Raw genomic sequence first — 18,596 nt, 5'->3', positions numbered from 1 at the left:
ATATCTTGTCGTTCATCATCAGGACGAGATAGCTGCATGGGAATGTGACATGCCCCGCATCAAAAAATCAGTTTTTTGTTTCAAGAAGTGCGGCTGCAATTTTTTCTGCAAGGTTTCGGGCCACCTGCTCCTTGCTCATGTCCGGCCATTCTTCAATGCCAGCGTGGCTTAAGATACGCACACGGTTGTGATCACCACCCATCACATCGCCAGACACATCATTGGCAACGATCCAGTCGGCGCCTTTCTTGTCGAGCTTGCGAGTAGCATTGGCGAGAACGTCCTGCGTTTCCGCAGCAAAGCCCACCACAAGACCGGGGCGCTTGTCGCTATGGCCCACACCCGCCAGAATATCCGGGTTCTCAACCATGCTGAGCGTTGGTGCACCCTCGCCCGGCTGTTTTTTGATCTTCTGATCCGCAGCATTGACTGTCCGCCAATCGGCAACGGCTGCGACCATCACTGCCGCATCAGCCGGAAGATGCTTTTCGACCGCTGCCTGCATTTCGCGCGCGGTCTCGACATGGATGACATTGACGCCCTGCGGGTCGGGGATCGTGACCGGACCAGACACCAGATGCACGGTTGCGCCCAACTGCACTAATGCGCTCGCAATGGCATGGCCCTGCTTGCCTGAGGAACGGTTGGCGATGTAGCGCACCGGATCAATCGGCTCATGGGTCGGGCCGGAGGTCATAACGATCACTTTGCCTGCAAGCGGCTTTGGCTGTGGTGCAAGCAGATTTTCTATTGCCGCGACAATTGTCAGCGGCTCGCTCATGCGGCCTGTGCCCGCCTCTCCGCTTTCCGCCATCTCACCCTTTTCAGGGCCGATGAAATGTACGCCGTCTTTTTCCAGTGTCAGGCGGTTGCGCCGGGTCGCGGCATTGTCCCACATGGCAGGGTTCATGGCAGGCGCCACCAGCACCGGAATTTTACGTGCGAGGAGCGCGGCACTCGCGAGATCGTCCGCAAAACCATTGGCCATCTTCGCCATAAGCCCAGCCGTTGCCGGTGCAACCACGATCAGATCGGCATCACGCGCAAGGCGGATATGGCCGACATCCTGCTCATCTTCGCGCGAGAAAAGATCCGTAAACACATGATCGGCAGCAACTGCGCCAATGGTTAGTGGCGTCACGAATTGTTGCGCTGCATCTGTCATCAACGGGCGCACATGGGCACCGCGCTCGCGCAGGCGACGAATGAGATCCGGTGTTTTGTAAGCTGCAATCCCACCGCTGATGATGAGAAGAATACGCTTATCGCGCAATGAACCGGCAATCGGTGAAGAAGCAACAGCAACCGGCTTTGCCTCTTCCAAACCGCCAAGAAGAAGCCTTGCTTCTTCTTCCATGGAGCGGCCATTCTGGGCGGCTCTCACACGCAGCCGTTCTTTCGCGGCATCATCAAGATTGCGGATTGTAATGCTGGCCATTTGATTGCACCGGATCAATTTCAGTGCAATCAATGAAATCACTATTCTTACGAATAATCAACATTCAGTTTAATTAAAGCTCAATATAGAGCTTAAGCGCTATCGCAGCCAATGAAATTGCCATCACAATCTGCGCGATACGTCCCCAGCGCGAATGCCGTGCTTCGGCCTTACCAATGGCTTCTGCGGTCGCATTGTCGAAGCGCAGACCATTTGCGGCCATCGCATCAAGCGCCGCAGACGCACGATCCATTCTTGCGACCAGTTCCGGCGTTTTGCGGGTGAAATGGAGCAGCGCATAGGCGCTGTCCTTTGCATCCAACAACATGCCCTGTGGCCCAAGATTTTTGCGTATCCAGTCGCCAACGACAGGTTCTGCCGCTTTCCACATATTGAAATGCGGATCAAGCGTGCGCGAAACACCTTCCACCACCACCATTGTCTTCTGTAGCATCAGAAGCTCAGGCCGTGTTTCCATGTCAAACAACTCGGTCACTTCAAACAGAAGCGTCAGCAGCTTTGCCATGGAAATGGTTTCGGCAGGCTGTCCATGGATTGGCTCGCCAATAGCGCGGATTGCCTGCGCAAAGCTTGCCACATCATGCGTATGCGGCACATACCCCGCTTCAAAATGCACTTCCGCAACGCGCATATAATCGCGGGTGATGAAGCCATAGAGGATCTCGGCCAAAAAACGCCGCTGCTGCTTGTTGAGCCGCCCGGTAATGCCGAAATCCACGGCGACAATGACGCCCTGCGGATCGACGAACAGATTGCCCGGATGCATATCGGCATGGAAAAAACCATCACGCAACGTATGACGCAGGAAAGACTGGATCAGCGTTTCGCCAAGCTTCTTGAGATCAAAACCGGCACCCCGCAATGCGTCGATGTCGGACATCTTGATGCCATCGATCCATTCAAGTGTCAGAACATCGCGGCCCGTCCGCTCCCAATCGACATTCGGAACACGAAAGCCTGCATCATCCTTGATATTTTCGGCAATCTCGGAAAGTGCTGCCGCCTCAAGCCGCAGATCCATCTCGATGCGCGTCGTCTGGTGCAGTGTTTCCACCACCTGAACCGGGCGCAGACGGCGCGTGAACGGCACATGCCGCTCCTGCATTCGGGCGACCATGAAAAAGCTTTCAAGATCGCGCGCAAAACGCTGACGGACACCCGGACGGATCACCTTGACGGCAACCTTGTGCGGTGCGCCATCTTTCATCACATAGGCCGGATGGACCTGTGCCATGGACGCCGCCGCAATCGGCGCATCAAAACTTACATAAAGATCATCAATCTTGCGGCCAAGAGAGGCTTCAATGGCAGAAACTGCCTCAGCTTGTGGAAAATAATCAAGCCGATCCTGCAATAGCTCCAAATCGGCGGCTACATCCTTGCCGACAATATCCGGACGCGTGGCCAGAAACTGACCCAATTTCACATAAGAAGGACCAAGCTTGTTCATTGCCCGCGAAATGCGCTCTGAACGCGGGGCATCTTTCGCACGCTTGCGCGCCAGCACTTTGGCAAACTTATGCCCCAATGCAGGCAAACCCGCCGCATCATCAACAGGCAGTGAGCTCAACACGCCTTCGCGCGCCATGATCCAGCCAGCGCGCATCAACCTTAGGGCCGCAGAAATATTGCTCATGTCGGTCTCAGAGCTTCCAGCCGGAATGAAGTGCAGCAATGCCGCCGGTGAAATTACGATAGCTGACACGCTCGAAACCAGCCTCGCGAATCATCCGCGCAAAATCTTCCTGTTTTGGAAACTTGCGGATTGATTCTACGAGATAGTGGTAGGAATCGGCATCACCCGTAATCATCTTGCCAATGCGCGGAATCGCCTGAAACGACCACTGGTCGTAAATTTTATCAAGCAAAGGAAGTTCGACTTCGGAAAATTCGAGGCACATAAAACGCCCGCCCGGCTTCAATACGCGATAGGCTTCAGACAGCGCTTTGTCGATATGCGGCACATTCCGGATGCCGAATGAAATGGTGTAAGCATCGAAGCTTGCATCTTCAAACGGCAGTTCTTCCGCACTGGCTTCAACAAATTCGAGATTGTCGGCAAGTCCCTTCTTGATGGCGCGCTCGCGCCCGACACCAAGCATCGAACCGTTAATATCGAGAATGGTGACATGGGCCTGACGGCCTGAAGCTTCAACAATGCGGAACGCGATGTCGCCCGTACCACCGGCAACATCGAGCGAAGTCCAGCCCGGACGCCTGGAAGGCGAAAGCCAGCTGATCATCGCATCTTTCCAGACACGATGCATGCCAGCGGACATCAGATCGTTCATTACATCGTAACGCTTGGCAACCTTATGGAAAACCTCGTTGACCAGTCCCTGCTTGACATCTTCATCGACTGCTTTGAAGCCGAATGAATGTTCCATGCCACCTTGTGCACCCACGCGGTCTGCATTGCCGTTCTGCTGGCTCATAACTATCCTGCCGGTTCGTATGCGAAACGAAGACGATCTTCGCTTTCCGTTTGCCTGATGCATATAAAGCTTGTACCGGACGATACAAGCACAGACCGTAAGCCGATACCCCTTTTGTGATCTCCACTTGCGCATCTGTGCAAAATGTTAAAAGACATAGAAAACTGTGCGTGCGCGCCTGCCACGCGTTTTCTCCGGCACTATTCGCCGTTAAAGTGAAAAACGATAACAAGAAAAGTGGAAACAACATGGGCGTTAATGTCGTCAGCCATCCGCTTGTCCAGCACAAGCTTACCATTATGCGCAAGCGCGAAACTTCGACCGCGAGCTTCCGGCGCCTGCTGAAAGAAATATCGCTGCTGCTTTGCTATGAGGTGACGCGCGATCTCGAACTGACCACCATGCACATCGACACCCCGATGATGCCAATGGAAGCGCCGATCCTCGAAGGCAAAAAGCTGGTTTTCGCCTCCATCCTGCGCGCAGGCAACGGCCTTCTCGAAGGCATGCTGGATCTGGTGCCAGCCGCACGCGTGGCGCATATCGGCCTTTATCGCGATCACGATACACTTCAGCCAATCGAATATTACTTCAAGGCACCCGAAGACATCGTTAACCGCCTCATCATCGTGGTCGATCCAATGCTTGCGACCGGCCATTCAGCCATCGCAGCCATCGACAAGCTGAAAGAGCGCGGCGCAACCAATATCCGCTTCCTCTGCCTGCTGGCAGCGCCCGAAGGCATTGAGCGTTTTACCACAGCGCACCCAGACGTGGATGTCTTCACCGCCTCCATCGACGACAGCCTTGATGAAAAGGGCTATATCATCCCTGGCCTCGGCGATGCCGGTGATCGCATGTATGGCACGAAGTAAGTTTCAAACCTTACGATAAGCAAGAAACGAATCCGCGTTGTGGCCGCTCGACAATTGGTATTGAGTGGCCAGCGCGGATTTTTTATCATCTCAGCATCACAAAGATGGAACATCAATCATGTCTACCGAAGCCCGCCTGACAGAACTCGAAATTCGGGTCGCCGAACAGGAAAAGACGATTGAAGAGCTGTCTGCGGTCCTTGCCGAACAATGGAAAGCGATCGACCGGCTGAATAAAAAACACTTGGCCCTGACGGACCGCTTCCTGACACTCGAAGAACAGACAGCACCCGAAATCCCGATCACCAAGCCTCCACACTGGTAAAGCCATGATTGAAATCATCACACTCGAAGATCGCAATGATCTTGTTGCCACCTGCGCCAAATGGAACCACAAAGAGTGGGGACAAGCGGCGGGTGCAACCGAAGAGCAAGTTGCTTCAGCCTTGCAGCAAATTATCCATTCGGCCGACGGTCAGACGGCGCGTGCAGCTTTATGGAATGGAGAACTCGCGGGCTTTGTCCTGTTGATCCATAGTGATCTTGACAGTCACCCTCACCTCAAACCATGGGTTGCAAGTGTCCTGGTTGCACCCGCGTTTCGTGGGCGCGGCGTTGCCAAGGCACTGATGGCCTCGATTGAAGCGGCAGCGCAGGAGCTGGGCTATGGTGAAGCCTATCTCTATACCAGCAAGCCTGATCTTTATCGCAAAATGGCCTGGGATGATTTTGAGACACTCTCCGGCGAAAATGAAGGCATGCTGATCCTCCATAAGAAAATCGCGCAGGTTTAACTGCGCGATCGATTTTCATTCTTATGATGCCGCCGGTATCGGACAGCTCACACCTGTTCCGCGCAAGCCGCAATAGCCATTCGGGTTCTTGGCCAGATACTGCTGATGATAATCCTCCGCATAATAGAATGTTGGAGCATCTGCAATTTCAGTTGTAATCAGGCCAAGACCGCACGCAGACAAAGCTGCCTGATAGGCATCCCTACTCTTCTCAACCGCTTCACGATCCGTCTCATCGAAGGTGTAGATCACCGAGCGATATGTTGTGCCGATATCATTGCCCTGTCGCATACCCTGCGTTGGATCGTGCTCTTCCCAAAACAGTGTCAGCAAAGCACCGAGGCTCACCACCTTCGGATCATAAACCACAAGAACAACTTCAGCATGGCCGGTCAAACCCGTACAGGTTTCCTCATAAGTTGGGTTGGGCGTTATTCCACCGGCATAACCAACCGCCGTCACATAGACACCCGGCACCTGCCAGAAAAGCCGCTCTGCGCCCCAGAAACACCCCATGCCAAACATGACCTGTTTCAAACCTGCGGGCCATGGGCCTTTCAGCGGCTTTTGAGATACAAAATGCACAGAGGCTGTAGCGAGCGCTGCATCGCGACCGGGCAAAGCGTCTTGTTTTGAAGGCATCTCGACCTTCTTACGATAGCTATCCAGCAAACTCATTTAACATCTCCTGAAATGCATTTCAGCGCGCGCTGAAACTGCCAAAGGGCTTTTTGCGACGATAACCGGCCAGGTAAAAAAGCAGCGCGAGAACACCAAAAACCAACCAACCAGGCTGCTCAAGCACGGGAACGAAGACAGTGTCCCAGCCCGCAACCCCTATATAATGCGTCATGAAGGCTTCTGCATCCCCCAAGCTTTCAGGCGCACCGCGCGCCCATATATCCAGAAGCGGTTTGACGACCCATTCCGACGCACCAACCGAACGTGCACCATCCAGAACAGCGAAGACCACTGCCAACGCCAGAAACACGACCGCAAAACTGCGTAAAACAAAACGAAACACGATTCTCTGCCTTTGATTTTACCCAGTTTCATCATGCAAAAATGCGTGCTTGATACCATCAATCCTCTGCGTAAAGCATTGCTTCATCATAACATAAAGTGGACAGAGGGCGCAGACTTAAACAAAGCACAAGTTTTTGATTGAATTATATCCTTATAAAACAGAGACTTGCGTAAATTTACGTTTAGATCCAGCGGTTCCGGACAAATTAAAGCAAAAACTGGCAAATAGCAGTTGAACATATGCGTATTCTGGCTATATTGCGCGCCGCACCAGCTGTTTTGGCAACGAACCAATGCCTGATTTGAAGAGCGGTGTGCTTTTTGCAAGAGTTCTTACCGCAGTTGCGGATTTCAAGACAGCAAAAGACGGAGAGGTGGCCGAGTGGTTGAAGGCGCACGCCTGGAAAGTGTGTATACGGGGAACCGTATCGCGGGTTCGAATCCCGCTCTCTCCGCCAGATATTTCATCTAAGAAATTGAAATGGATGAATTTTATAAGTTGAGGTTATTGTGCCCCCCCCGTATACGCTTTAGCTCGCCTCTAACACCTAGAATTGCCCCAGGACAAACTGCTCCATCCCGTGTGATAAACTTTGATTGTTTTCAAAGCCCACCCTGTAGACTGCGCAAATTCTTGACTCTTAACGATATCGGAGACGCCTAGCTCAGTGAGCCGCGCCTTTTCACGCCAAAGCCTCTTCTGGAATTCTAAACCGGCCCGGCCAAGTATCAGAAGCTTTTTGTTTCAAGAGCCCTCATCCGCATCGCCTAAAAACCATAACCAAAGCACGTTTCAATCGCAATCCACACTGATGGAAGCCACGGAAAACGCTAAACTTTTGAATCTGTTATGGAAAAAACTGGTGCTGCGAGAGAGGATTGAACTCTCGACCTCTCCATTACCAATGGAGTGCTCTACCACTGAGCTACCGCAGCATTCTGTTGAACGCGGCGGACTTCTGCCACATCATTGCGTGAATCGCAAGCAAGCAATTGCATTTCTTTTCACTTAATGTGGAAATCATTGGATACTCACTTTAAAACCCGCTTTTCGAAGGGTTTTTACCGGAGTACATAGAAGCCATGAGCGAAAAAAAGACCAAAGACGACAAAAAAAATCATATCGATCCGCGCGAGAAGCGGCGCGCTGAGCAATTGCGTGCGAATCTCATGCGGCGCAAAGTGCAATCACGCTCACGACGTGCAGGCGATGCCGATGAACGCAATGATGGCATAACCGCGGGCAAAGAAGACATAGACTGAACCTTTCCCCGCTAAAAAGCACCTGCGCGTTCGGCGCTGCTTTTCAAGCAGAATATCATGTAATAAAGCCTTCCTTGAAGATAGAAAGCGGCTGCGTTAAAAGCACAGATCAATTCTCGGTGGTACCGCGATACGACTGTGATTCGTGTTCGACGTAATTCCGCCGCATGAACAGTCATTTCTTAATGCAACGCTGCCAGTCTCAAGTGCTGCGGAATTTGCAAATATCGATTGCCGGGCAAAAGCTTCGGCCCAGAAGGTGAAACAGCATGGATCGCATCAAAATCATCGGCGGCAACAAGCTCAACGGCGTCATTCCTATCTCTGGCGCTAAAAATGCAGCGCTGCCATTGATGATCGCTTCGCTTCTCACCGACGATACGCTGACGCTTGAAAACGTGCCGCACCTCGCCGATGTCGAGCAGTTGATCCGCATTCTTTCCAATCATGGCGTTGACTATTCCGTCAATGGGCGCCGCGAGCATCAGAATGGCGCCTATTCGCGCACCATCCATTTCACGGCGCGTAACATTGTCGATACGGTTGCTCCTTATGAGCTGGTTTCCAAGATGCGTGCGAGCTTCTGGGTCATCGGCCCGCTTCTGGCACGTATGGGTGAAGCAACCGTTTCGCTGCCTGGCGGTTGCGCCATTGGTACACGCCCGGTTGATCTGCTGCTCGAATGCCTTGAAGCGCTCGGTGCGCAGATCGACATTGAGAATGGATATGCAAAGGCGCGCGCACCAAAGGGCGGCCTTGTTGGTGCACGCTATCGCTTCCCAAAGGTTTCAGTTGGCGCGACCCACGTCATGCTGATGGCAGCAGCACTTGCCAAAGGCGAAACAATTATCGAAAACCCTGCGCGCGAGCCGGAGGTTGTCAATCTCGCCGACTGCCTGAATGCCATGGGCGCAAAAATCACCGGCGCAGGCACCGACACAATCCATGTGCAGGGTGTTACCAGCCTGTCGGGCGCACGCGTTCGCGTTATCCCAGACCGTATTGAAACCGGCACTTACGCCATGGCTGTTGCCATGACGGGCGGTGATGTGCTGCTTGAAGGCGCACAGGAAAGCCAGCTTACCGCAGCGCTTGAAACCTTGCGTCAGGCAGGTGCGGAAATCACCGAAACCAACAGCGGCCTGCGTGTCGTGCGCAATGGCCATGGTATTCATCCAGTCGATGTAACCACCGATCCGTTCCCCGGCTTTCCGACCGATCTTCAGGCGCAGTTCATGGGCCTGATGACGATGGCACAGGGGACATCACGCATTACCGAGACGATCTTCGAAAATCGCTTCATGCATGTGCAGGAGCTGGCGCGTCTTGGTGCAAAGATTTCTTTGTCGGGCCAGACTGCAACCGTTGAAGGTGTAGAACGTCTCAAGGGTGCACAGGTTATGGCAACGGATCTGCGCGCATCGGTTTCGCTGGTTATCGCGGGCCTTGCTGCTGAGGGTGAAACAACCGTCAACCGCGTCTATCACCTTGATCGCGGCTTTGAGCGATTGGAAGAAAAGCTCTCGCGCTGTGGCGCTCATGTTGAGCGCATCAGCGGTTAATCATTTAAAAGCCGGATTTGCCTAATGCAGTCCGGCTTTTCTTTCATTTCCGGCTTATTCGTCAACAGGCTGAAAAGCCTGTCGATTTTTTTGTGCTGACATGCAAAGTTGCACACACGATATTTGAGAGTAGCAGGGAACAACACAAGATATGGGCCAGATATGGAAATGTTGAAGCTTGTGGCGCTGGATGAAGAAGATTTGCAGGTCCTGTCCGCCCATCTTCAGGACGCGGTTCTCAAAGTGTCAGATCTGCAATATCTGGCGGCGGAGAAGCGCTTCGTGCTGACACTCAATCGCTTTGCGTGGGAAAAGGTCAAACCAAAGCTTTTCCGAAAGCCGCAATATCAGCGTCGCCGCACTGCTTTGCATTTTAACCGCGTCACGGCTGTCAAAGGCAGCGGCATCGACCGGCAGAAGCCCGAAGAGGTTTTGTCACTGCTGGCCATTCGTTTTATTGCTGGTGAAGCACCTGCTGGAACTTTGGAACTGACTTTTTCAGCAAATGCCGCTATCCGTCTGGATGTGGAATGTATCGAAGCGCAGCTGACGGATCTGGGTGCTGCGTGGGAAACCAGTTCCGTACCGCGACACGACGCCTGATTGCGGTTCACGACAAGATTTCTCATTACCCAAGACAACAGGGCTTTGCCCGGACCGACAATTAAAGGAATACCAGCGTGGTCACGACGCTCAGACAAACCGACCCCGATTTTGAAAAGAACTTTGCAGCTTTCTTGACCGGCAAGCGCGAGGTCTCTGAAGATGTGGATCGCGCTGCCCGCGAAATCGTTGATCGTGTACGCCGCGAAGGCGATGCCGCCCTGATTGAATATTCGCTGCGTTTTGATCGTATCGATCTGAATAAAACAGGCATTCGGGTTACGGAAGCAGAAATCGATGCGGCTTTCGATCAAGCACCTGCCTCAACCATTGAAGCGCTGAAACTGGCGCATGAACGTATTGAAAAACACCACTCGCGCCAACTCCCTAAAGATGATCGCTACACCGATGCGCTTGGCGTGGAACTCGGTTCGCGCTGGACAGCCATAGAAGCCGTCGGTCTTTATGTGCCGGGCGGCACTGCGAGCTATCCAAGTTCGGTGTTGATGAATGCTGTGCCTGCAAAGGTTGCAGGGGTTGAGCGGATTGTGATGGTTGTGCCCTCGCCTGATGGCAAGCTCAACCCGCTGGTTCTGGTGGCAGCCCGCCTTGCCGGTGTTTCAGAAATCTACCGTGTTGGCGGCGCGCAGGCTGTGGCGGCTCTCGCCTTTGGTACGCAAACCATTGCGCCGGTTGCAAAAATTGTTGGCCCCGGCAACGCATACGTTGCGGCTGCCAAGCGCATTGTCTTTGGTACGGTTGGCATTGACATGATTGCCGGACCTTCCGAAGTGCTGGTGATTGCCGACAAGGACAACAATCCGGACTGGCTGGCGGCCGACATTCTCGCGCAGGCAGAACACGATACGGCCGCGCAATCTATCCTGATGACCGATGACGAGCCTTTCGCGAAGGCTGTTGAAGACGCCGTTGAGCGCCAGCTGAAAACTTTGCCGCGTGCAGAAACGGCGGCGGCAAGCTGGCGCGATTTTGGCGCAGTCATTTTGGTTGAGGACTTTGATGCTGCCATCCCGCTGGCAAATCGCATTGCAGCCGAGCATCTGGAAATCGCCACTGCCGATCCCGAAGCCTTGCTGCCCCGAATTCGCAATGCCGGCTCAATCTTCATTGGTGCCTATACGCCGGAAGTGATCGGCGATTATGTCGGCGGCTGCAATCACGTTCTGCCGACCGCACGTTCGGCGCGATTCTCGTCCGGCCTGTCGGTGCTTGATTATATGAAGCGCACATCTCTTCTAAAGCTCGGTCCCGATCAGCTGCGTGCGCTTGGACCTGCCGCTATTGAAATCGCTCGCGCAGAAGGCCTTGATGCCCACGCGCAATCCGTTGCCATCCGGCTCAACCTATGAGGGATCATGACTGTCGGCGTTCCTAATGCCCGATTGATCGACGTCGAGCTGGATGAAACCATCGGGCGCTCGACGCCTGATGTCGAGCATGAACGCGCAGTCGCTATTTTTGATCTGATTGAGGAAAATACCTTCCATCCGGTCGGCGATGCCACAGGTGGGCCATACAAGCTTCGCCTGTCGCTTATGGAAACGCGACTCATTTTTTCGATCACACGTGAAAACGGTGAAAACGTTGCGACCCACATTCTATCGCTGACACCATTGAAACGCATCGTTCGCGATTATTTCATGGTGTGCGAAAGCTATTACGAGGCAATCCGTTCCGCGTCTCCAAGCAAGATTGAAGCCATCGATATGGGACGGCGCGGCCTGCATAATGAAGGATCCCAAACGCTGCAAACGCGTCTGAACGGCAAGATTGAAGTTGATTTTGCGACGGCGCGTCGTCTCTTCACACTGGTATGCGTGCTGCATTGGCGGGGCTGAGATCAAATGCACGGTGACGATGCGGTTGAAAAAGCGGAAGATGTCGAAGCTGCCAAACGGCCCACGTCTATACTTTTCGTCTGTGGCAAAAACGCAATCCGTTCTCCAATGGCCGAGCTTCTTGCAAGAAAGCTGTTGTCGCCCAATATGTATATTGCTTCGGCAGGCGTGCAGCGCGGTGAGCGTGATCCGTTTGTTGATGCCGTTTTGAATGAAGAAGGTTTGTCGCTTGATGACCGGCAACCTCGCGGGTTGGAAGAGCTGGCGGATGGCTATTTTGACCTTATCATCACGCTCACTCCGCTTGCACATCATACGGTGCTTGAACGTATGCGCGGATTTTCTGTCGATGTCGAATATTGGCCGACACCGGACCCTACACTTGTTACAGGCAGCCGCGGGCAGATTTTGGATGCTTATCGTGATGTGCGAGACCGTTTGAAGCACCAGATTACAGAGCGTTTAGCTCCAAAATAACATCATCCAATTCGGTTGTTCACAAATGCCGTCTAATCATATAGGTTCCGGCCAAATTTAAAGCTATGGCCCGGTTTCGGGCCAATTCTATCAAAGAAAGAAACAGGTATCGCATGGCGAAAGAAGAAGTCCTCGAATTTCCGGGTGTTGTTACGGAACTGCTGCCAAATGCAATGTTCCGCGTGAAGCTCGAAAACGAACATGAAATCATTGCCCACACTGCCGGCCGCATGCGCAAGAACCGCATCCGCGTTCTCGCTGGCGACAAGGTTCTGGTCGAAATGACCCCTTACGACCTGACCAAGGGCCGTATCACCTACCGCTTCAAATAAGCCAATCACTCGCTTTTTCGGAAAAAGCCTTGTCTATAAGCGCGCAACATAAGCTGGTTCTTGCGTCCGGCTCTCCCCGAAGAATTGAGCTTCTGGGTCAAGCCGGCATTGAGCCGGATCATATTCAGCCAGCTGATATTGATGAAACGCCCCAGCGTGCGGAGCATCCGCGTTCTCTGGCGCGGCGGCTTGCGCGTGAAAAGGCAAAGGCTGCGCAGGAACAATTGCAGGGCGATGAAAATTTCGGCAAAGCTTTTGTTCTGGCGGCTGATACGGTTGTTGCCGTCGGGCGCCGCATTTTGCCCAAGGCCGAGATCAACGATGAAGCGCGGGAATGCCTGCGTCTTTTGTCAGGGCGTACGCATAAGGTTTTTACCGGTGTCTGCCTTGTTCTGCCCAATGGAAATCTGCGCCAGACACTTGTTGAAACACGTCTGCGTTTTGAGCGTCTGACACGCTTGCAGATCGACGCCTATCTCGCGTCCGGCGAATGGCGCGGCAAGGCTGGTGGTTATGCCATTCAGGGACTTGCAGGCAGCTTTGTGGTCAAGCTTGTTGGCTCCTACACCAGCGTGGTGGGGCTTCCCTTGCAGGAAACGGTGAGCCTGCTGGCCGATGGTGGCTATCCTGTCTACGCCAATTGGCAAACCGGCAAGGTCTGAAAATTCCATGAGCGACAAGAAAGATATCTCCACAGCGCCGGACGCTCGCGTCACGCCCTTGCGCCCTGTTCGTCCCTGCCCTGAATGTGGCAAGCCATCGGTTCGTGATGCTTATCCGTTCTGCTCACCGCGTTGCAAAAGCATTGACCTCAATCGTTGGCTTTCGGGAAGCTATGTGATTCCCGGTAAGCCGATTGATGAAGAGGAAGAGAACGACAACTGAGTATGTGTGGCTCTGATTTCCACAGTCAAATCGGTAGTTTAGCAAGCTTATAAGAAATCTTATAAAAATTGCGATAGGGTGCTGGACAGCGTGAAATTTAATGCTATAACGCACCCACTTCCGGCGGACACCAACACCGCCACATGGTGAGAAATCACTGAAAGGATGCCCGGATAGCTCAGTTGGTAGAGCAGCGGATTGAAAATCCGCGTGTCGGCGGTTCAAATCCGTCTCCGGGCACCATTCACTCCCTCAAAAAAGTCCTGCGTTTTTAGATTCATAACAAGCTGACAATTTTGCAATAAGAACGAGCGTTATTGCAGGCCCATTTTATTACGCGCACGAAAAAGCCCGCTTAGAGCGGGCTATTCGGGAGCAATGGTATAATGCCTCAATGCCTTACCGCGCCAAAATCGCAAACTCGGCTTCTGGTAAATCCGGGCTTGTCGCGCGGATCGGCGAGCCGTGGTCTATGAGATGCGGTTTCAAGATTCTGCCCTCAAACATGGTTGCTCGCGATTTGCGAATACTTACGGTAGGTTTGTTTCGCTATCCTTTTTCGCCTTATCTTTATCGTAATGCCACTTGATGGCAAAGAACATGGCCACGCCTAATACGACAACCTTGAACCCCATCAAAACTATAGGAATCCATTCCATCTTTTGAAGATTTCCATACTTCTATTTATCGCGAGGAGCACTAGAATATGTCGCGCTTAAAGCGTGTCATTGTCGCATATTTGCGAATGCTAAATGAGCCCCTTTAGCTGCGACGTGCCTTAGCACAATACTTCCCATGAAACATCTGATTTTTCATTCTGCGATGCTTTCATTTGGGGTTTTAAAGCGGCGATTCGTAAGCGCGGCCTTCGTGCCGCAGTGCTTTGCGGCTCATGACAAAGCTGTCTAAGCCGCCATCATCGCCCGTGCCTTTCCTGTTTGATTGAACCGATGAAAATGCTCAAATAAAAAAGCGCACCGACCTTTGGTGCGCTTTTTTTAAAGCCATCAGCAACCCAATTTACGGCTGAACATATTCCAGCGTCAGCGTTTCAACACCGGCAGAGAGAGCTGTTCCCTTTTCGGTATCGACAGCCAGCGGCTGCAATGTGAAAGACTGGCCGGTTCCGCCGACCAGAACCTGAACGCCTGCGCCGAGGCCAAGGCTTGCATCCGCCTGCGCGCCCGCATAGGTGCCAGCAAGTGCGCCCGGCTCAACAGTTGTGGTTGCAGCAAGAACAGTCCAGGTCATCTGGCCGCCGGTCGTTTCACCCAGTTCCAGACCATATTGATCAATCGACCCCTTATACTGCTGTGACAAACCATTGCCGTTCGACAGCGTACAGCTAACCTTCTGCTTCTGCTCGATGATCAGGCCGATACCGGCAGACACATCGCAAGAAAGCACGCCGACTTCAGCGCTAACCTGCGCAGAGCCGGATGATGTTGCCGCCAAAAGAACGGAAGCACCGAGTATCCAAATTGCCTTTTTCATCTTAACACCTTTGCCAAATCAACAGTTCCCAAAGGAACAGAGTATTCTTAAGCGATCAATAATAAAAAGCCGCGCTACGAAAGATATTTTCGGCAGCGCGGCTTCGAGCTCAAATGCTTTTGTATCAGCCCTTGAACGTATATTGCATAATCGACTCTGGCTTCATTTCAATTGAGAAGCCCGGCAGTGATGGCGGCATATAGGCTGCATCCTTGATGATGCATGGCTCGATGAAATGCTCGTGCAGATGATCGACATATTCGATCACGCGACCATCCATGGTGCCGGAAACAGCGACATAATCAATCATCGACAGGTGCTGCACATATTCGCAAAGGCCAACGCCGCCGGCATGTGGCCAGACAGGCTTGTTGTATTTCGCAGCAATCAGCAGCACGGCCAGAACTTCATTCAGGCCACCCATGCGGCATGAATCGATCTGGACGATATCGATAGCGCCTTCTGCGATGAACTGCTTGAACATGATGCGGTTCTGGCACATTTCACCAGTTGCAACCTTCACATCGCCAATGGCTTCGCGGATTTTGCGATGTCCTGCAACATCATCCGGGCTGGTCGGCTCTTCGATGAAGAACGGCTTAGAGAAGGCAAGCTTGTTAACCCACGCGATTGCCTGATCGACTTCCCAGACCTGATTGGCGTCGATCATCAGATAACGATCCGGGCCAATCACTTCACGCGCAATGGTGAGACGACGAATATCGTCTTCGAGATCACGGCCAACCTTCATCTTGACGTGATTGAAGCCTTCATCAATGGCCTCCTGACACAGACGACGCAGCTTTTCATCATCATAGCCAAGCCAACCAGCAGAAGTCGTGTAGCAAGGATAGCCCGTGGCTTCGAGCTTAGCGATACGTTCAGCCTTGCCACTTTCTGCTTTGCGCAGAATTTCGACAGCTTCGTCACGGGTCAGCACATCGGTCAGATAGCGGTAATCGACGATGTCGGCGATTTCCTCAGCGGAAAGTTCTGAAACCAGACGCCAAACCGGCTTGCCCGACTGCTTTGCCAGCAGATCCCAAAACGCGTTGACGACAGCACCAGTTGCCAGATGCATCGCACCCTTTTCAGGACCGATCCAGCGCAACTGGCTGTCGCTTGTCAGATGGCGCCAGAACTTGCCCGGCGCCTCGCGGACCACGTCAAGGTCAACGCCGACCACCAGATGACGCATGGCAAGAATGGCCTGACAGCAAATGTCATTACCGCGACCGATGGTGAAAGTGAGACCATGGCCCTTCAACGCCTCGTCATCCGTATCGAGAATGACATAGGCTGCCGAATAGTCCGGGTCCGGGTTCATTGCATCGGAACCGTCCAGACTTTGGGACGTCGGGAAGCGCAGATCAAAGACGCGCAGATCAGTAATTTTGGTCATGTTTTATCCGTTATCCGAGCATGATCCCCCAAACCTCAACCGTTTGGGGGCATGCCCAAAATAATTAAACGTCGGCGCGCACGTTTTGCTTCTGTGTGCCGAGGCCTTCAATGCCGAGTTCAACAACGTCGCCAGCCTTGAGATAGCGCGGTGGCTTCATGCCCATGCCAACGCCGGGAGGCGTCCCAGTGGAAATGATGTCACCCGGCTGCAATGACATGAACTGCGACAGATAGGAAACCAGATAACGCACGCCATAGACCATGGTCTTGGTCGAGCCGTCCTGCATGGTTTCGCCATTGACCGTGAGCCACATTTTGAGGTTCTGCGGATCAGCAACTTCGTCCTTTGTCACCAGCCATGGACCGGTTGGGCCGAATGTGTCGCAGGACTTGCCCTTGGTCCACTGACCCGCGCGTTCGATCTGGAAAGCGCGTTCCGAAACATCATGCAGCGTGCAATAGCCAGCAACGTAATCAAGCGCATCGTCTTCCGAGACATATTTCGCGGTCTTGCCGATAACGATACCGAATTCGACTTCCCAGTCGGTTTTTTCCGAGCCGCGCGGGATGATGAGATCATCATTCGGGCCGACGATTGCCGAAGTTGCCTTCATGAAGATAACTGGCTCTGGCGGCACAGCCATACCGGATTCTGCTGCGTGATCGGCATAATTGAGGCCGATGCAGATAAACTTGCCAGTGCCTGCAACACATGGGCCGAGACGTGGATTGCCTTCAACCTTTGGCAGTGCGTTGACGTCAAGCGAGCCAAGCTTTGCGAGCGCTTCAGGGCTGAGAACGGCACCGGACAGATCACTGACATGCGCAGAAAGATCACGGATATTGCCGTCGGCATCGAGAAGGCCCGGCTTTTCCTGACCCGTTTCGCCATAACGAAGAAATTTCATAAGTTTACTCCTTGTGGGGATTTGCAGCAGCGAACTTAAATTGTCCAGCCGCCGTCGATGTTATACGCCTGACCAGTCGTGTAAGTGGCACCTGCGAGATAGACCGCGAGATCGGCAATTTCTTCCGGCTGACCAATACGACCAATTGGCTGACGCGCTATGAAAGCGGCGCGCTGTTCTTCATAATCGCCCTGCGCGCGCAGACGGTCCTGAAGCGATGGACTTTCAACCGTACCGGGGCAGATGGCGTTGCAGCGAATGCCTTTGGCAACATAATCAGCAGCAACAGCCTTGGTGAGACCGATCACAGCAGCCTTGGTGACGCCATAGGCGAAGCGGTTCGGCACGCCTTTGACGCTCGAAGCAACCGAGGCCATGTTGACGATGGCGCCGTCTTTGCGTTCCAGCATGCCCGGCAGCACAGCCTGAATTGTGCGGATCATTGCTTTGACGTTCAGATTAACGGCGAAGTCGAGGTCTTCGTCCTTCATTTCGAGGATAGAACCACCATGCACGACGCCCGCGCAGTTGAACAAAATGTCGACCTGACCGATCTCGGCAACGAGCGTCTTTACTTCGGCCTCGTCAAGCACATTGAGCTTGCGTGTGATGATGCCGGAAACGCCTTCGAGTTCTTTGAGTGCTGCCTCGTTGATGTCGGTCGCATAGACCTTTGCGCCTGCTTCTGCAAAAGCCAGCGCGCTGGCGCGGCCAATGCCCTGAGCAGCCGCTGTGATCAGCGCTGTTTTTCCATCAAATCGTATCGTCATAGTCATGCCTTCCGTTCAACAAGCAGGATGTGATCGCAAGCAAGCACCACTTCGTCCCGCTGATTAAGCACTTCGCACCGCTCGGTAACGCGGCCCATATTTGTCCGTTTCGGATCGTCTTCCTTTGCGCTAATCGTCACGCGCGTGCGGATCGTATCGCCGATATGCACCGGACGCACGAAGCGAAGGCGATCATAGCCATAGGAAAACGCAACAGGGTTAATCAGCGTCGCAGTCAGACCGACACCGATTGCAAAGATCATTGTCCCATGCGCAATGCGCTGACCCCCCGGCAAGGTTTTTGCAAATTCTGCATCCATGTGGTGCGGAAAGAAATCACCCGTATGACCGGCATGCACCACGAAATCCGTTTCGGTGATCGTGCGGCCATAGGTTATGCGCTGGTGGCCCAGCTCATAGTCTTCAAAATAGATCGCCTGTTCAGACATG

22 protein-coding genes and 3 tRNA genes are annotated in these 18,596 nt (G+C 53.2%); 14 read left to right on the top strand and 11 right to left on the bottom strand.

Translation table 11 applies throughout. The features are described from left to right. Nucleotides 1–67 precede the first annotated feature (67 nt). From coaBC to ubiE, 3 genes are all read right to left on the bottom strand, one after another. Nucleotides 68–1,438, bottom strand: a complete 1,371-nt coding sequence (gene coaBC, locus ABE530_RS01565) for a bifunctional phosphopantothenoylcysteine decarboxylase/phosphopantothenate--cysteine ligase CoaBC (RefSeq protein ID WP_499693377.1) — start codon at nucleotides 1,436–1,438, stop codon at nucleotides 68–70. 73 nt (nucleotides 1,439–1,511) lie between these two features. Further along, nucleotides 1,512–3,095, bottom strand: coding sequence for a 2-polyprenylphenol 6-hydroxylase (gene ubiB, locus ABE530_RS01560; RefSeq protein ID WP_499693376.1), 1,584 nt, complete (start codon nucleotides 3,093–3,095; stop codon nucleotides 1,512–1,514). 7 nt (nucleotides 3,096–3,102) lie between these two features. Next, nucleotides 3,103–3,894, bottom strand: a complete 792-nt coding sequence (gene ubiE / locus ABE530_RS01555) for a bifunctional demethylmenaquinone methyltransferase/2-methoxy-6-polyprenyl-1,4-benzoquinol methylase UbiE (protein WP_265982849.1) — start codon at nucleotides 3,892–3,894, stop codon at nucleotides 3,103–3,105. A 248-nt stretch (nucleotides 3,895–4,142) separates the two neighbouring features. On the opposite strand from ubiE, the gene upp reads away from it, so the two are divergent. The 3 genes from upp to ABE530_RS01540 all read left to right on the top strand — a co-directional run bounded on the left by upp (nucleotide 4,143) and on the right by ABE530_RS01540 (nucleotide 5,563). Then, nucleotides 4,143–4,769, top strand: coding sequence for a uracil phosphoribosyltransferase (gene upp, locus ABE530_RS01550; RefSeq protein WP_265982847.1), 627 nt, complete (start codon nucleotides 4,143–4,145; stop codon nucleotides 4,767–4,769). A 118-nt stretch (nucleotides 4,770–4,887) separates the two neighbouring features. Continuing rightward, nucleotides 4,888–5,094 carry a SlyX family protein gene (locus ABE530_RS01545; RefSeq protein ID WP_265982846.1) on the top strand — a complete coding sequence of 69 codons (207 nt, stop codon included), beginning with the start codon at nucleotides 4,888–4,890 and terminating at the stop codon, nucleotides 5,092–5,094. A 4-nt stretch (nucleotides 5,095–5,098) separates the two neighbouring features. Then, a complete protein-coding gene (locus ABE530_RS01540) occupies nucleotides 5,099–5,563 on the top strand; it encodes a GNAT family N-acetyltransferase (RefSeq protein WP_265982845.1) in 465 nt (154 codons plus the stop codon). A 21-nt stretch (nucleotides 5,564–5,584) separates the two neighbouring features. Here ABE530_RS01540 and msrA read toward each other — a convergent pair whose 3' ends face one another. Further along, on the bottom strand, nucleotides 5,585–6,241 hold the full coding sequence (gene msrA, locus ABE530_RS01535) for a peptide-methionine (S)-S-oxide reductase MsrA (RefSeq protein WP_499693375.1): 657 nt from the start codon (nucleotides 6,239–6,241) through the stop codon (nucleotides 5,585–5,587). 22 nt (nucleotides 6,242–6,263) lie between these two features. Continuing rightward, complete coding sequence (locus tag ABE530_RS01530; RefSeq protein WP_499693374.1) at nucleotides 6,264–6,587, bottom strand: hypothetical protein; 324 nt, start codon at nucleotides 6,585–6,587, stop codon at nucleotides 6,264–6,266. Nucleotides 6,588–6,957: 370 nt separating this feature from the next. Here ABE530_RS01530 and ABE530_RS01525 point away from each other — a divergent pair. After that, nucleotides 6,958–7,047: transfer RNA gene (locus tag ABE530_RS01525), tRNA-Ser, on the top strand. A 403-nt stretch (nucleotides 7,048–7,450) separates the two neighbouring features. On the opposite strand, the gene ABE530_RS01520 is transcribed toward ABE530_RS01525, so the two are convergent. Then, a tRNA-Thr gene (locus tag ABE530_RS01520) sits at nucleotides 7,451–7,525 on the bottom strand. A 147-nt stretch (nucleotides 7,526–7,672) separates the two neighbouring features. On the opposite strand from ABE530_RS01520, the gene ABE530_RS01515 reads away from it, so the two are divergent. The 10 genes from ABE530_RS01515 (at nucleotide 7,673) to ABE530_RS01470 (ending at nucleotide 13,813) form a co-directional block, all read left to right on the top strand. Next, the gene (locus ABE530_RS01515; protein WP_265982832.1) at nucleotides 7,673–7,852 is read left to right on the top strand and encodes a hypothetical protein; all 180 of its coding nucleotides are present in this window, start codon (nucleotides 7,673–7,675) and stop codon (nucleotides 7,850–7,852) included. 269 nt (nucleotides 7,853–8,121) lie between these two features. Next, nucleotides 8,122–9,414, top strand: a complete 1,293-nt coding sequence (gene murA / locus ABE530_RS01510; protein ID WP_396997861.1) for a UDP-N-acetylglucosamine 1-carboxyvinyltransferase — start codon at nucleotides 8,122–8,124, stop codon at nucleotides 9,412–9,414. Between the two features lie 162 nt (nucleotides 9,415–9,576). Continuing rightward, nucleotides 9,577–10,017, top strand: coding sequence for a DUF2948 family protein (locus tag ABE530_RS01505; RefSeq protein WP_499693373.1), 441 nt, complete (start codon nucleotides 9,577–9,579; stop codon nucleotides 10,015–10,017). Between the two features lie 77 nt (nucleotides 10,018–10,094). Next, entirely contained in the window at nucleotides 10,095–11,387 is a 1,293-nt protein-coding gene (gene hisD / locus ABE530_RS01500; RefSeq protein ID WP_265982829.1) for a histidinol dehydrogenase, read from the top strand. 6 nt (nucleotides 11,388–11,393) lie between these two features. Further along, the gene (locus tag ABE530_RS01495) at nucleotides 11,394–11,876 is read left to right on the top strand and encodes a UPF0262 family protein (protein ID WP_499693372.1); all 483 of its coding nucleotides are present in this window, start codon (nucleotides 11,394–11,396) and stop codon (nucleotides 11,874–11,876) included. Between the two features lie 6 nt (nucleotides 11,877–11,882). Continuing rightward, the gene (locus ABE530_RS01490; protein ID WP_499693371.1) at nucleotides 11,883–12,353 is read left to right on the top strand and encodes an arsenate-mycothiol transferase ArsC; all 471 of its coding nucleotides are present in this window, start codon (nucleotides 11,883–11,885) and stop codon (nucleotides 12,351–12,353) included. A 113-nt stretch (nucleotides 12,354–12,466) separates the two neighbouring features. Further along, nucleotides 12,467–12,685, top strand: coding sequence for a translation initiation factor IF-1 (gene infA, locus ABE530_RS01485; protein WP_002965531.1), 219 nt, complete (start codon nucleotides 12,467–12,469; stop codon nucleotides 12,683–12,685). A 35-nt stretch (nucleotides 12,686–12,720) separates the two neighbouring features. After that, nucleotides 12,721–13,347: a Maf-like protein gene (locus ABE530_RS01480; RefSeq protein WP_499693656.1), complete on the top strand. Its 627-nt coding sequence runs from the start codon at nucleotides 12,721–12,723 to the stop codon at nucleotides 13,345–13,347. A 7-nt stretch (nucleotides 13,348–13,354) separates the two neighbouring features. Beyond that, nucleotides 13,355–13,570 (top strand): DNA gyrase inhibitor YacG, encoded by a 216-nt coding sequence (gene yacG, locus ABE530_RS01475; RefSeq protein WP_265982824.1) that lies wholly within the window; start codon nucleotides 13,355–13,357, stop codon nucleotides 13,568–13,570. 167 nt (nucleotides 13,571–13,737) lie between these two features. Further along, a tRNA-Phe gene (locus ABE530_RS01470) sits at nucleotides 13,738–13,813 on the top strand. Nucleotides 13,814–14,590: 777 nt separating this feature from the next. On the opposite strand, the gene ABE530_RS01465 is transcribed toward ABE530_RS01470, so the two are convergent. The 5 genes from ABE530_RS01465 to ABE530_RS01445 all read right to left on the bottom strand — a co-directional run bounded on the left by ABE530_RS01465 (nucleotide 14,591) and on the right by ABE530_RS01445 (nucleotide 18,595). Further along, a complete protein-coding gene (locus ABE530_RS01465) occupies nucleotides 14,591–15,064 on the bottom strand; it encodes a DUF992 domain-containing protein (RefSeq protein ID WP_396997874.1) in 474 nt (157 codons plus the stop codon). A gap of 124 nt (nucleotides 15,065–15,188) precedes the next feature. Further along, complete coding sequence (locus ABE530_RS01460) at nucleotides 15,189–16,466, bottom strand: L-fuconate dehydratase (RefSeq protein ID WP_499693370.1); 1,278 nt, start codon at nucleotides 16,464–16,466, stop codon at nucleotides 15,189–15,191. 64 nt (nucleotides 16,467–16,530) lie between these two features. Beyond that, nucleotides 16,531–17,376 (bottom strand): fumarylacetoacetate hydrolase family protein, encoded by an 846-nt coding sequence (locus ABE530_RS01455; RefSeq protein WP_499693369.1) that lies wholly within the window; start codon nucleotides 17,374–17,376, stop codon nucleotides 16,531–16,533. A 35-nt stretch (nucleotides 17,377–17,411) separates the two neighbouring features. Then, nucleotides 17,412–18,146, bottom strand: coding sequence for an SDR family oxidoreductase (locus tag ABE530_RS01450; RefSeq protein WP_499693368.1), 735 nt, complete (start codon nucleotides 18,144–18,146; stop codon nucleotides 17,412–17,414). Nucleotides 18,147–18,148: 2 nt separating this feature from the next. Further along, entirely contained in the window at nucleotides 18,149–18,595 is a 447-nt protein-coding gene (locus ABE530_RS01445) for a MaoC/PaaZ C-terminal domain-containing protein (protein ID WP_499693367.1), read from the bottom strand. Nucleotide 18,596: the final 1 nt, after the last annotated feature.

Origin of the sequence: Brucella sp. TWI559, from assembly GCF_039674265.1 — a bacterium.
In the GTDB taxonomy this organism is placed as follows: domain Bacteria; phylum Pseudomonadota; class Alphaproteobacteria; order Rhizobiales; family Rhizobiaceae; genus Brucella; species Brucella chromiisoli.
The sequence above is the reverse complement of the archived record's forward strand: the minus strand, read 5'-3'. Positions and strand labels throughout refer to the sequence as shown.